The organism is Helicobacter pylori (assembly GCF_006440215.1).
Taxonomy (GTDB): domain Bacteria; phylum Campylobacterota; class Campylobacteria; order Campylobacterales; family Helicobacteraceae; genus Helicobacter; species Helicobacter pylori_CS.
The window spans coordinates 143,644-155,967 of sequence record NZ_VEZH01000002.1; the positions used below are offsets into that span (position 1 = coordinate 143,644).

Consider the following 12,324-nt stretch of genomic DNA (forward strand, 5'->3'; position numbering starts at 1 on the left):
TCCTTAAAATTAAAATAAATAAGCGTAGTTGAACGCTATGTAGCTAGAATTAGTCGCTTTGGTAAGAAAATTAGAAAACAAGACCTCGCCCTTAAAATTCCCGTTTTGAACGACAATTTTGCTAGGCATAACTGACTGATAGTTAATTGCTCCTCCAAAGCGATAATTCACTTCAAATTGATGATGGTTTAAGTAATAATGTAGTCCAATAGTGGGATAAAAACCATGATTAAAAATATCTTTAGGTTTATTAGTGATAAACTCACTATGGCTGGTTTTTATGGGGTCTATTTTTGCAAAATAATATTGCATACGCCAGCCAAAGCCCACACTTAATCCTAGTGTATGGCGGTTCTTTTTAATGACATTTAAAAAATCAAACAAATACTTCACATCTATGCCAAAATTTAAAGGCGTGTAATTAGCGCTAACTTTAGATTTGTAAATTTTTATGTCTGTGCTTACATCACTAGGTGTGCCTCCATACAAATGGCTTGAGATTTTAATCCCATGCCTTTTACTAGCTCCAAAATAATGCTGATAACCTATTAATAGTCCCATATTAAAATTAGCGTTTTTAGAAGTCTTGCTATAAGTGAGTAAATCATTTGTATCATTAGAAATAAAGCTTAAACTTTGTTTTAAACTTGTGCCTGTAATAGCAATTTCTGAGCCTAAGAAAAAGCCATTTTTAGTTTGCATAGCTACTAGGTGTTTTTGAGACTTTTTTTGCTCTTTAACTTCTCTTTTAACTTGACTTTGTAACAACTCAGCACTTTGTAAAGGAGCTGATTGTTGCTTTTTAAGGGTATTTTGTGGAGCAATTTTTTGTTCTAGCTTGTGTTCTAATTTAACTTGTGGAGTATTTTCTTCTTCTTTATCACTAGGCATAATGGCTAAAAAATCGCTATTATCCACAAAGCTTTCATTCGCATTCAAGCAACTAAGACTAGCTAAAAACAAGGCTTTTTTTAAATGTAAATCCATTACTTTCCTTTCTTATCGGTTAGGGACAATCCAATTATTGTGTGAGGCACAAGAATAATTAGCATTAGGCGTCTGCGCCCATGAGCAATATTTACCCTTAGTGCTAGATTTCCAAGCATTTCCAGAGCTAAAGTTATAACTCATACAAAGATTGCCATTCCCATTAGGGCGATAATAAGTCGCTTGCCAATTGGTAAATTCTTGTGTGTTAATGAGTTGTTTAACACCATTATTGAGATTAAGCTTTTGGCTTAATACAGTGAGTCCAAAATTTTTGCGATACTCATCGCTTAAATTAGGGGTATTCACATAGATAGTGGATGGAATGCGTTTGAGCGTTTTTTTAGCTTGTGAGACATAATAGTATTTATAGGTATCATACACTGCATCACTATCGCCCTCATTTCTAGGGCGGATATATTCAATGGTTGTGCCTTGATTGATGGTTTTATATTGTGTAACCCATTTAGCTAGGGTGCGTAAATTACCTTGAGAATAGCCTGTATAGCTGTGTGTTTTAGTCCAAGACCCCCATCCATCATCACAATAAGAAGTGGTTATCCATTGACTGCTATTTAAAGACATTTCTTGAATTTCAAAAGTGGTATATTGTGGCAAATCATAATTTGAGCCACTAATAGTGTCTAAATCGCCTACATCTTCGCCTTTAACGCTACTTTCTACATTGATTTTGGTATAAGGTTGGATAATTTTAGGCACTTTACCCATATCAGAAGTGTAATCACAGCCTGTTACATTGTAGTATTGGTTAGACACCGTATCAAAGATACGAATTTGAGTGGGGCGATAAGCCTCTAATTTATCGTTATCAAACTGCCATTTACCGCACGCATAAGTTTGGTAGCTAAATTTTAAAGGACTAACCACATCATGACTGATAAAGACTTTTTCTTTAGTAATGGGGTTAATATAGTATTGATTAATCACTCTTTGAACAGTGCGAGTGCTTGGGTCATTATCGTATTTAACTAATTGTTCTTGCACACTTGCAAAATCAGTGCAAGGTTTAGCTACATGGATTAAGTTATCAAGCCCACGAAATAAAATTTCTGTTTGAAAAAAACTTGCCATGCCACTTCCATAGCCTTTATTAGTGGTGGTATCTAGCTTGCATTTATTGGCATCTTCATACATAAGAAATTCAAATTGCTCCCCATATAAATCCACACAACCCCCAATGTTAATACTTTTGTTTTCTCTGTTGATAAAATAAAATTGTGTTTGCTTAATGGCTTTCATATTTTCAAAGTCGTAGTTGTATTGACAGACATTGTCATTTCTAAAAGCTTGCATTTTAAAGCAAGAGCCATTTCTATCCACAATGTCTATATTCATCGTATTGCCATTTCTAATAGGAGCGGTGCAAAATTCATTGGTATAATGGCTATCTGCACTAGCAGTGCCTCCATTAGCACTATTACTCCCATTAGCTCCGCTTGTGCCATCAATTCCATTAGTGCCATTAATTCCATTAGCACCACTACCATTTTGAAGTCCGGGGGAATAAGGGAAAGGAATAAAGCCCCCTCCCATGCCTCCTATACCTCCGCCTCCACTCATAAAGGGGGTATAGCCACTATTAGAACTCCCACTAGAGCCATTTCCACTCCCAGCAATTGGGGGGAATGGGTTAGAGCCTACGCCTTGATAACCACTTGTGCCATTAGCTACATTTGCTCCACTACTTCCATTTTCCCCTTTAGCCCCATTATTACCAGAAGTGCCATTTTTTACTCCATTTGCACTTGTGCCATTAGAGCCAGCGTTATTGCTTGTGCCTCCATAACCACTTGCATATCCCATGCCACTTGCCCCACTCCCACTAAAACCTTTGCCATTTTTACTAGAGACATACGCACTTTTACTCACCCCTATGGCATTAGACATCTCACTATCGTTTTCACCGCCTAAGACAATCCTTGTGCCTTTTTTAAGAACCAGTTTGCTTTTAATTTCTTTAATGGCGTTTGTGGGGCTTTGTAAGGTCTTATAATCATTGCCCTTTTTAATATGAGTTACACTAATAGAAAGATTAGCTCTGTTTTTAGAAACCTTGTAATTACCCATAGCAATGGTATTTTCTTGCACCTTATTACCCACAACAACTAAAGCCTTAAATTCGCTATTTTTTCTTAAATTCCAATCTTGCATAGTCTGAATGACAAGAGCATGGCTATTTGAAAGTGCTACACATAAACTCATTAAAATTTTAAACACATTAGATTTCTTCTTCATTGTTAATTTCCTCTTTTGTTTTGATTGGGGGTTTTTTCTCTTTAAAGAACTCCGCTAAAATCTCCCCATCTTTTGGTTTAGGGATAAAGATGTCTAAATTAGGGCTAATAAACACTCTGCTCCCCTCTCTAATGATGATAATGGGGTTTTGCGCTCCATATTGCCTTAACATTTGATTGATAACTTGATTGATGCCCATGCCTGTATTTCTAGTGAGTTGCATAAGCAAGTAATCCCCAAAAAAAGGGTTGCCATCACCCTTTCTATTTTGCCTATTAGCTAAGGCTGAAGTAATTCCTATTAAAAGACCATTAGAGAGCGTGTTAGTGAGTAAGGGGATACCATAGCGTTGAAAGTTTCGGCTAATGTATTTGCCTACTAAGCCATTATAACCCTTCACATCAGCCCCCCTTGCGTTAGTGAGCATGATGTTTATGCCTTGAGGCGTGATAATTCTAGTCCAAGCAATGTTAAGGCGGTATTGTCCAATTTGATTGTTATTATTGTAATAGCCTATAACCTTAGAGCCTTTAGGGATTAGCACCGCTCTACCCATAGAAGCAAATATATCGCTCTCTACTTGGGCGGTTACTTTTCCAGCAATTTGAGAGCTAATAGGCGTGATTAAAAAGGCTGGTATCATTCTATCAGCGGTTATGGTTCTTAAAAGCTTATGCTCATTAGTGCCGATGTCTTTATATTTTAAATTAGTAAAACTATCCACGCCGTATTCCGTCTCAGGCTTAGTGGCTGGTTTAGTTGGTTCTAAAGGTTTAAGGCGTGTGTTTAAAAATTCTAATTGCTCTTTAGTATGCTTTGGTTTAGGCTTTATTTTAGAGGGGCTTTGTAAAACTTGTTGTAAATGCGTGATAGTATTATTTTGCTGATTAAGATTGTTGTTAAGATGACTATAATCTTTAATGTTAGGATTAGCTGAAACACTAGGATTGGGGCTAGTTTGTGTTGTAGGCTCTTGGGTAGTTACTTCTGGTGTTTCTTTGGCTTTTTCTTTTGGCTCTTCTTTGACTTCTTCAAAGAAATAATCACTTAAAGGGAATTTACTCTCACTTACTTGAAAGATTTCTTCTTTATTGTTATTGTTTGAGCCTTTATTAGCAAGCAATCCTAATGCCATTAAAACAACAAAGCCCCCAACACCTAAGCCTATCTTTTTAAGCAAGGATTGTTTCATCTTGCCCTCTTTGCTATCTTTTCTATACAAAGATAGGCTTTACCAAGCTTTAAATTCCATTGATTTGAGACATCTTCAGCGATTAAGTAATCGCCTACTACTCTGCTATTAACAGGATTATCATAGTCATCTATAACTTTATAAACTACAGGGAATTTACTTCTAGCATTAGAGCGGTTAAATTTAAAATAGGTAAATTGCTCATCATTAAAGATTTGAGTGGGTAAATCATCTTTGTATTTGGATTTGACAACCTTTTTACACATCCATAAGCAATACCATTTGCGTTTTTTCTTGTCTATAATGACATAGCCATATTCCATTTTTTTCTTGTTGATATAGATGTGATTGACATTGTCCCCAATTTTAATGAATTTGCCATCATCTTTGATTTTGGCGGAGTAATCCACATATTTCATTTCATCTTGGCTGTGTCTATGCTCTTTGAAAGTTTTAGTTTGATTGCTAATCACTTTAAAATTTTCTGAAGCCCTTCTAGAATTAGCTAAAGCGTTACTAGGTGGATAGCTAGGGGATTTGAAACGATTTAAAGAAATGGGAGCATTTGCTAACGCTATTTTAGTGGTAGTAGGGTTTTTAGATTTTGTAAGTGGGTTTTGCTCTTTAATATTTGGTGATTTTTTAGTTATCTTTTTAGGGACATTATGGCTTGTTTTAATGTCTTTGTTTTGGGTGCTATGAGTGGGTTTATTTTCTTTGTTGATTTCTTTCTTAGTGGTAGTGAAATTTTTAAAATACTCTTTAGAAGAAATATACACCATTAAGGCTGGGTTTTTAGAGCTAGTATATGTGGTTGAAAACATATAAAAGCTATAGACCTTACCGCTTTTTCCAATGATAGTTAAATTGCTATCTACGCCAATTTGCAAGAGCTTAATGAGTAAGATATTAGAAATTAAATGCTCTTTATCTTCGCCAAGCATTTTAGTAGAAAAGCCTATATCATCGCCTAGAACCACTTGTGCGATTGGCTCATCAAAAATAAAAGTGGTTGTCATAGCATATCTTAGGCGAATATTGAAAGTATCGCCTATGGTGTAGTGGATAAAGTGGGCGTTATCTTTGATAGAGCGATTTTTAGCAAAAAAATTGGCTTGGATGGCATTGAAGTTTGTCATAGGTTTTAAAGAATTATCTTCATCGCTATTATCATCGCTTAAAACTTCATCGCTCTTTTGAGTTTGTTTGGAGTTTTCTTTATTTGCATAAGGGCTATTAGCACTAAACGCACTAATAGGCGCATCATTAGGTTTTGGGGTGAGTTTATCATTAACATAATTAGTGGCGTTAGTGATAGTTTGCTTGGTGTTATTAAGAGCGTTATTAGTGAATTGCTTGGCGTTATTTAGCATTGTTTGAGTTTGTGTGTTATTTGGTTGGTTATTTTGTATAGGTGTAGTGGGTTGTGAATAAGGGTTTTGATTTGGCATAGGTGTTTGCATAGAATTAGGCTGTGTGTTGTAGTTAGTGCTAGGTTGTGTTTATTGGTTAGTCTGGTTATTAAAGGGTTGTAAGGAAACATCGCCTTTTGAATAATCCATAGGCTCATTATAATTTTGAATGTTATTTTCTGCTAATAAGGGAGCTAAGAGCGATAAAGTAAAACTAATTCCCCTAAATGCCCTAATCATTGTTCTTCCTTATTATTAGGCATATTAGCTGGGTTGTTTTGGGGGTTAGTTGGATTTTGTTTTTTGTATTCAATTTTAGAATGGGGTCTTTCCACTTTTTTATAAGTCTTATCTAGGGCTTTAATGCTTGCGATTTCACTCAAGGAATATTTATCTACGATAAAGCCTGTAGGGTTTTTAGGCATAGAACTATAATCAAATTGAATAAGGGGTTTGAAGTGATAGATTAAAGACACTCTGTAGCGTTTTTCAGAGATTAAATAGCCTTTATCAAAGACCTTAGCTACAATATCTGCTACAGCGATATTTTGTTGTTTGCCTTGCTTATAGATGGAAATATTGATGATTTTAATTTCTCTATCCATATTAGAGTTAGAATAGATACTGCCCTTGCCTGATACTAACTGCTCTAAAGTTTTCCACACTTCTTCAGAGCTTTGCTCTCTTATGGTTTCATTCAAGCGGATTTTGTCATCAATATGATTGATAGTTTCTCTAGCTGTAATGTAAGAGCCGACTAGATTTCTTAAAAATGCCTCGCCATAATCTACTTTGGTATCCGCTCTTTGCACCACAGCAAAATGCTTATCGCTATTAGCAAAGTCTATAAAATAAGGCGTGTTTTCTTTTAAGGGCATCATAATAAAAATGGCTATACTTAAAGCAATGATACCTATAAGCCCCCCTATAGCTAATCTATACGCTATTTGAGTGTTCTTTCTTTGGATTTCAAACACGCTAGATAAATCTAACTCATCTTTTTTAAAACTCTCTAATTGCGTGTTTATGCTAGATGTGATACTTTCTTGCAACTTATGCGTAACAATGCGTTTTAACTTAGGCAAAACCCTTTCTTGAATTTTATTCTCCCATTTTTCAAAAGAGATTTTTTCTAACTCTTGGTTTTTAGCAATGCTTGTTTGAATGCTTTTAATGAGCTCTTCTTGTTGGTTTTTTTCTTGTTCTTCTAAAAACATGCTTAAACTCATAAAAAAGCATTTAGCGTATTCTTTAATATTTTCTTTAGTAAAAGAGCCTATTTCAAAGGAATTTTCTAATTCTTTTAAATGCTCTCTAAGTTCTTGCAAATTAGACATGTGTCCCCCTTAAAAAAGAGTTGTTTAAGTCCTTTAACGCACAAGGGGATTTTTTCATTTCTATGAATTTCTCTGAGCATGCACATAGAAACATAGCCACTATCACAAAAACTAAACGCATGATGTTTTTCATTTAAGCACCTTTTCTAAGTGTTTTTTGTCATCAAAATTTTCGTGTTTGTTACTCACAAAGACTTCTCGCCAAGTTTTAGGGTAATGCTTAATGAGATTATCAATGTGTTCTACCATGCTAGAATTAGAGCTAAAGATTTGTAGGTAATTACCCAAAGAACTTAGGCTCACATCTATAATGTTAGATGAGCCATCATTCATGTTTTTGAGTAAGACTTTGTATTCATTAACGGCGGTGTTTTCTAAAAAATGTTTTTCTGTATCGCTTAGTCTAATGCCAAATTTATCGTTTAAATCTTTGGTATCAATATTTCTTTGGGGATACAAAATCAATTGCCCCATATTTTTTATAAAGCTTTGAGCGTTTCTCACTTCGCTTAGTTGGTTAATGTCTTGTAAGGCTAGAACAATCACCCCATTAGCCTTTCTAGCTTGAGTAATGATTTCATTGATTTTTTTATTCATCATTTCATTTTGAGCGTAAGACTTAAACTCATCAATAAAGCATAAAAACCCACGATTGATTTTTAAGGCTCTATCAATCATCTTATGAAAGACATAGTAGGCTAAAAGCCCAGCGTCATCATCATTGTGTAAAATGCTATCAGTATTTATGGTGCTAATACGAGTTTTAAAATCTAGACTATCCATTCGGCTAGAAAATAAGGAAGATTTTAAATAGTCTTCAAAACTACTATCTAAAATGTCTGTATTGGTTTTAACAATGGCATTGACAAACTCTTTTAAATCAAAAGGAAGGGGTAATTCTTGGTTGCTAAATTTGGCTTGTTTGACTTCATCGTTATAATTTCTATACATCGTATCAATAGCATTTAAAAGGGCTGTTCTATCTTCTACTTTATCCTTATGGTCATCATAACTATCCACTTTTGCCATTTGGGCATAAAAATGCAATAAAAAGGCTCTATTAGTTGCGCTATCTTCTAATGAAAAAGGGTTAATATGAAAGTTTTCGCCTTGATTATAAATCCCATCAAAATACTTGGTAAAGGAATACAAACCATTTAGTCTATCAAGAGCTAAAATATCAATGTTAGAATATTTTAAGGCACTCATCATCAAATAGCTAATGAGTGTGGTTTTACCAGCACCTGTTGCTCCTATAATCATGGTATGTCCCACTACTCGTGCGACATTGTGGGCTAACACGCCCTTATGTTTGACTTCTTGATTATGAAAATTAAACAAATAAGGGCTATGGTCTAGGTTCTTAAACACAGATAAGGGCATATCCCCCCAAGAATTTGCTCTAAAACCTGTATTATTTTTCTCAAACAAAATCAAAGATGCTATGACTTGGGAAGTTTGATGTCTCATTCTAGGGTTGATATTGGCGTTATTTGTGAAGAGTGAAAAATAAGATGGTTTTAGCCCTATAGTTTCTGTAACACTGCCTAGTCCAGCATTATTAAGCAAGGATAAAATCTCTTTTAAAGACTTGTCTAATTTAGCTTTACTTTTAGCCCTTATAACTAAGTTTAAAGCACACTCTTGCATGCTCAAACGATTGGCTTGCACTAATTCTATATAATTATCAATATCAGCTTTTACTATTTTAGAAAGCGTGAGCTTTTTCTTAGTTTTTAAAAAATTCAGGCTTTCAAATTGCCCTAAAGAGCGGATATGAAAGATTAAATCTAGTTCAATTTGGGTGTGTAAAAGAGTAGATATAGGGAGCGAAGAAATTTCTTCGCTCTCATAAGCCTTAATCCCCACACACGCACAAAAGGTGTTTTGATTTTGAAATTCAATGACAAAGTAATCTTTCTTAAAATGCACATTAGATGCAATATAGCTATCGCTTAATCGCTTTAATTTAGGATTAAAGGCGATGTATTTGCCATTGATGTATTCTGCGTAGAAATTTAATACTTCTTTAGAATTTAGTAAAGTGGGTTTAAATTCTTTAAGAGCGTTTTTTACTCTTTCTATGGTTTGAATGAGTAAGGCTCTTTTACTTGTGGTGCTAAAGGTTATCTTTTTTTTGAACTTGTTTTTCTTGTCTTTTTTAGAGCTTGTGTTTGAATGAGTTTCATTGGAGCTATTTTCATTCTCTTGTTTATCTTCTTTAGAGCTTTCTTCTAACTCTTCATTAATTGAAGTAGTCATTTCCAATTTCTTTTTTTCAAAGAAAGACTTGACATTAGAAGTGATAGTTTCAAACACTAAAAAATACTCTGTTTTATAGATTTCCTTGCTTTCAAATTGTGTGATAATAGCTTTGGCATAAATATTGTCAATATTTGGACTTTGATTGATAGATTCCTTACGCCTTTTAGTCACAATTCTTAATTGAATGTCTTTACTAATGGTGTTTAAAACATTTTGCCTTGTATCAAAATAGCCCTCCAAATCTTTTTGCATTAAGTTTGAATAACTTAGTCCTTGTAAAGACATAATAGCGACTAAATTTTCTTGTTTAGTGATGATGAAAGTATCATCATACAAACCTAAAATATTGCATTCCTCTGTCATAGAATAGGTTTTTGGAACAAAACCTGTTAAAAGGTCTATGGCTTTTTCTTTACAATATTTAAGAGCGTTTTCAAACATTAAGAAGACTTTCTTTTTCTTTTAGGGGTGTTTTTATTGCTTTGATTAGCTAAAACAACTTCTTTATGCAACTCATCTACAATATTTCTAATATTAGTAACAAGAATATAGGCATCTAAATGAGCTTCTTTTTTCATTAACGCATTCACACTTGATTTTAAGCTAGAGATAGCTTGTTCTAAGTTGTAAGAAATGGTTAATGGATTAGGTTTTTCTACTAAGACTTCTTTTTGCATATTTTTTCCTTTTAAGCGTAAAATGAATTAGCTTTGGTTTTAATTTTGGAATGAGCGATTAAAATGTCACTTATATATTCATCAAAGAACTCCGCTATGCTAAAAATTAAGAGAAAGCACACATAAAGCACAAAAGAGTTCAATATATCTAGCCAAGGTATCATAATAAAAGGCACAAATCCTGAGAGTAAAAAACTCTTAGCATTGAGCCAAAGAAATTTTTCTTTGGAGCTGATTTCTTTGAGATTAGAAACTGAAATACCAACTAATTGCATGGGGACTTCTTTTAAAAAATACTCATAAACCAGTTAGCTAAGGCTGGGGCTTTAAAAAAGATTGCAGCACCAATTGCAATAGCAAGCACGGTCATTAAAATTTCTTTCCATCTATCTAAGTTTTTCCATATAAAAATAGCAAGTCCTAAAAAAATAACCATTAAAATGCCTTTAGCCGTAGGGCTAGTGAGCTGTTGTTCAATGGAATTAAAAAAGGTAGTCATATCCGCTTGTAATAAAAGAGGTGAAAAACCTAAAAAGACGATAAGCTTTCTAAAATGCCTTAATTTTTTCATGCAATGTTCCTTTCTTTTTAATCACGCAAAATTTCGCTAACACTTTGTAAGTATTTTGATTGAGCTTAAAATCTAAGTGATAAATAACAAGTTCTTCATCAAACTCTAAATTTTCTTCATTGACAACTTGCGTTAAATGAATGATTTGATTTTTTAAGGCTTGTGTCATTTCATAGGTAATAACCTTTAAAACACCGATTTGTTTGATTTGAGCTAAATTCAAAGGCTCTTTGTCTTTTAGTAGGGCAAACTCACTCTCAAAAGTAAAATGCCCTAAGCTATTTTCTAAATGCTTTTCTAGCAATGAAAAATCTTTATCCCATAAATAACTGCAAGTAAGCTCTGTTTGGCTCTCTAAGGTTTTTGCGATTGTCTCTTGTTCTTTGTTTGAATAAAACTTTTCTAAATGCTCTTTTACATTCAGCAATGTTTCATCAATTTGTATAGACTTCTTGTGTAAGATTAGTTCAATCATTGTTTTCCTTTAGTAAATTTGAAAACTCTTCTCTTGTTAATTCATTCTTAGTTTCAGTTGTTGTTATCCAATAAGCTTGTAGATTTTTTTGTAAAGCTTTTTCAAACAAATCCGCTAAAAACTTTTCTTGTGTTTCGGTATCCATTTGCGAAAAATCAATTTGTAAAATCAGTTTGCTGTTTTTCTTATTGAAACAAATATTCAAAGTTGTGCTTGGTGTCATTCTTAAGCACTCTCTTGAAAGTAGTTTGAAACTTTGGGTGAGTTGTTAATAGGTTCGCCTACACATTCTTTGTCTTTTAAAGCCTTTAAGAGATTTTTCTTCACAATGGCTGTTTGATAGAAACAAAGATTAGAAGGAATGTCTTTGTTTGTTAAATCCTTGTAGGATAAAGTGTAAGTGGTATTAGGATTAGAAATAGGCGTGAATTTTAAAACAACATTATTAACTCTTTGCATAAGCTCTTGGCTAGGAATATGCATAACACATTCTTTGTTGTTAATTTTTACTCTCTCAATTTCTTTGGCAAACTTTTCTAAGAAACGCATAATCTGTAAGAAAAAAGGCGATGGGATATTGTTCTTTTGATTAGCTCCTACGGAGTTATAGCCCTCTAATTCTCTGTAATCTTTAAGATACACATACAAGTATCTTTGTTTTCCTTTAATGACTTCAATAAAACCTTGCTCTTCTAATATATTGACATTCTTTCTTAGAGTTCTTGATACAACTTGCAAAAACATTTTGGCGTAATGTCTATCTAGGGCAATCTTATTAGACTTAGCATTAAATGCGAGCTTGTAGAGTATGTCTAATAATCTTTTAGCTCCTTGTCCGCCTACAAAACTTATAGAACCTTGCTCATGCATAATGCTAGGATTAAAGAGTTTGTAGTCTAAATCTTTTTTAAATTTGAAATAATGCTCATGCGTGTTTTTAGCATAAGCAAGATTTGCCTTATAAAGTGTGTTTAACTCATCTTTATCTAAATTAGGTTTTAATGTCTTTGCCATAGTTTTCAAGTCCCTTTCTATGAGACTTAGAGACAGAAACTAACATTCTCAAAGAATAAAACTTTTTTCTTAAATCCATGTTTAATTGATGCGGACTCTTTTCTCACCAAAGATATTAAACTTTTTAAAAAATTGGAT

The 12,324-nt window shown here is 33.6% G+C and carries 12 protein-coding genes and 1 pseudogene; all 13 read right to left on the reverse strand.

Going from position 1 to position 12,324, the window contains the following annotated elements; all coding sequences use genetic code 11:
• Positions 1–9 precede the first annotated feature (9 nt).
• The 13 genes and pseudogenes from FIM44_RS02170 to FIM44_RS02230 all read right to left on the reverse strand — a co-directional run bounded on the left by FIM44_RS02170 (position 10) and on the right by FIM44_RS02230 (position 12,186).
• On the reverse strand, positions 10–987 hold the full coding sequence (locus FIM44_RS02170) for a hypothetical protein (RefSeq protein ID WP_140578886.1): 978 nt from the start codon (positions 985–987) through the stop codon (positions 10–12).
• Positions 988–999: 12 nt separating this feature from the next.
• The gene (locus tag FIM44_RS02175; RefSeq protein ID WP_140578888.1) at positions 1,000–3,243 is read right to left on the reverse strand and encodes a collagen-like protein; all 2,244 of its coding nucleotides are present in this window, start codon (positions 3,241–3,243) and stop codon (positions 1,000–1,002) included.
• Positions 3,227–4,435 (reverse strand): DNA type IV secretion system protein ComB10, encoded by a 1,209-nt coding sequence (locus FIM44_RS02180; RefSeq protein WP_120909879.1) that lies wholly within the window; start codon positions 4,433–4,435, stop codon positions 3,227–3,229. The genes FIM44_RS02175 and FIM44_RS02180 overlap by 17 nt, the downstream gene beginning before the upstream one ends.
• Positions 4,432–6,087: pseudogene (locus FIM44_RS02185) on the reverse strand (TrbG/VirB9 family P-type conjugative transfer protein). Before FIM44_RS02185 ends, FIM44_RS02180 begins: the two are co-directional and overlap by 4 nt.
• Positions 6,084–7,184, reverse strand: coding sequence for a VirB8/TrbF family protein (locus FIM44_RS02190; RefSeq protein WP_140578891.1), 1,101 nt, complete (start codon positions 7,182–7,184; stop codon positions 6,084–6,086). Before FIM44_RS02190 ends, FIM44_RS02185 begins: the two are co-directional and overlap by 4 nt.
• On the reverse strand, positions 7,177–7,317 hold the full coding sequence (locus FIM44_RS08555) for a hypothetical protein (RefSeq protein WP_000789926.1): 141 nt from the start codon (positions 7,315–7,317) through the stop codon (positions 7,177–7,179). The genes FIM44_RS02190 and FIM44_RS08555 overlap by 8 nt, the downstream gene beginning before the upstream one ends.
• Positions 7,314–9,890: a VirB4 family type IV secretion/conjugal transfer ATPase gene (locus tag FIM44_RS02200; RefSeq protein ID WP_140578893.1), complete on the reverse strand. Its 2,577-nt coding sequence runs from the start codon at positions 9,888–9,890 to the stop codon at positions 7,314–7,316. The genes FIM44_RS08555 and FIM44_RS02200 overlap by 4 nt, the downstream gene beginning before the upstream one ends.
• Positions 9,890–10,126 (reverse strand): hypothetical protein, encoded by a 237-nt coding sequence (locus tag FIM44_RS02205; protein ID WP_001168532.1) that lies wholly within the window; start codon positions 10,124–10,126, stop codon positions 9,890–9,892. Before FIM44_RS02205 ends, FIM44_RS02200 begins: the two co-directional genes overlap by 1 nt.
• Before the next feature lie 11 nt (positions 10,127–10,137).
• Complete coding sequence (locus tag FIM44_RS02210; RefSeq protein WP_140578895.1) at positions 10,138–10,401, reverse strand: competence protein ComB; 264 nt, start codon at positions 10,399–10,401, stop codon at positions 10,138–10,140.
• 11 nt (positions 10,402–10,412) lie between these two features.
• On the reverse strand, positions 10,413–10,697 hold the full coding sequence (locus FIM44_RS02215; RefSeq protein WP_140578897.1) for a TrbC/VirB2 family protein: 285 nt from the start codon (positions 10,695–10,697) through the stop codon (positions 10,413–10,415).
• Complete coding sequence (locus FIM44_RS02220) at positions 10,675–11,172, reverse strand: hypothetical protein (RefSeq protein WP_140578899.1); 498 nt, start codon at positions 11,170–11,172, stop codon at positions 10,675–10,677. Before FIM44_RS02220 ends, FIM44_RS02215 begins: the two co-directional genes overlap by 23 nt.
• On the reverse strand, positions 11,165–11,395 hold the full coding sequence (locus FIM44_RS02225; protein ID WP_022576814.1) for a hypothetical protein: 231 nt from the start codon (positions 11,393–11,395) through the stop codon (positions 11,165–11,167). The genes FIM44_RS02220 and FIM44_RS02225 overlap by 8 nt, the downstream gene beginning before the upstream one ends.
• Before the next feature lie 2 nt (positions 11,396–11,397).
• On the reverse strand, positions 11,398–12,186 hold the full coding sequence (locus FIM44_RS02230) for an integrase (protein WP_100973870.1): 789 nt from the start codon (positions 12,184–12,186) through the stop codon (positions 11,398–11,400).
• Positions 12,187–12,324: the final 138 nt, after the last annotated feature.

Excerpts from the sequence above, each read along its gene's own strand:
- FIM44_RS02170 (WP_140578886.1), bottom strand. The coding sequence starts at position 987 with ATGGATTTACATTTAAAAAAAGCCTTGTTTTTAGCTAGTCTTAGTTGC.
- FIM44_RS02175 (WP_140578888.1), bottom strand. The coding sequence starts at position 3,243 with ATGAAGAAGAAATCTAATGTGTTTAAAATTTTAATGAGTTTATGTGTA.
- FIM44_RS02180 (WP_120909879.1), bottom strand. The coding sequence starts at position 4,435 with ATGAAACAATCCTTGCTTAAAAAGATAGGCTTAGGTGTTGGGGGCTTT.
- FIM44_RS02190 (WP_140578891.1), bottom strand. The coding sequence starts at position 7,184 with ATGTCTAATTTGCAAGAACTTAGAGAGCATTTAAAAGAATTAGAAAAT.
- FIM44_RS08555 (WP_000789926.1), bottom strand. The coding sequence starts at position 7,317 with ATGAAAAACATCATGCGTTTAGTTTTTGTGATAGTGGCTATGTTTCTA.
- FIM44_RS02200 (WP_140578893.1), bottom strand. The coding sequence starts at position 9,890 with ATGTTTGAAAACGCTCTTAAATATTGTAAAGAAAAAGCCATAGACCTT.
- FIM44_RS02205 (WP_001168532.1), bottom strand. The coding sequence starts at position 10,126 with ATGCAAAAAGAAGTCTTAGTAGAAAAACCTAATCCATTAACCATTTCT.
- FIM44_RS02210 (WP_140578895.1), bottom strand. The coding sequence starts at position 10,401 with ATGCAATTAGTTGGTATTTCAGTTTCTAATCTCAAAGAAATCAGCTCC.
- FIM44_RS02215 (WP_140578897.1), bottom strand. The coding sequence starts at position 10,697 with ATGAAAAAATTAAGGCATTTTAGAAAGCTTATCGTCTTTTTAGGTTTT.
- FIM44_RS02220 (WP_140578899.1), bottom strand. The coding sequence starts at position 11,172 with ATGATTGAACTAATCTTACACAAGAAGTCTATACAAATTGATGAAACA.
- FIM44_RS02225 (WP_022576814.1), bottom strand. The coding sequence starts at position 11,395 with ATGACACCAAGCACAACTTTGAATATTTGTTTCAATAAGAAAAACAGC.
- FIM44_RS02230 (WP_100973870.1), bottom strand. The coding sequence starts at position 12,186 with ATGGCAAAGACATTAAAACCTAATTTAGATAAAGATGAGTTAAACACA.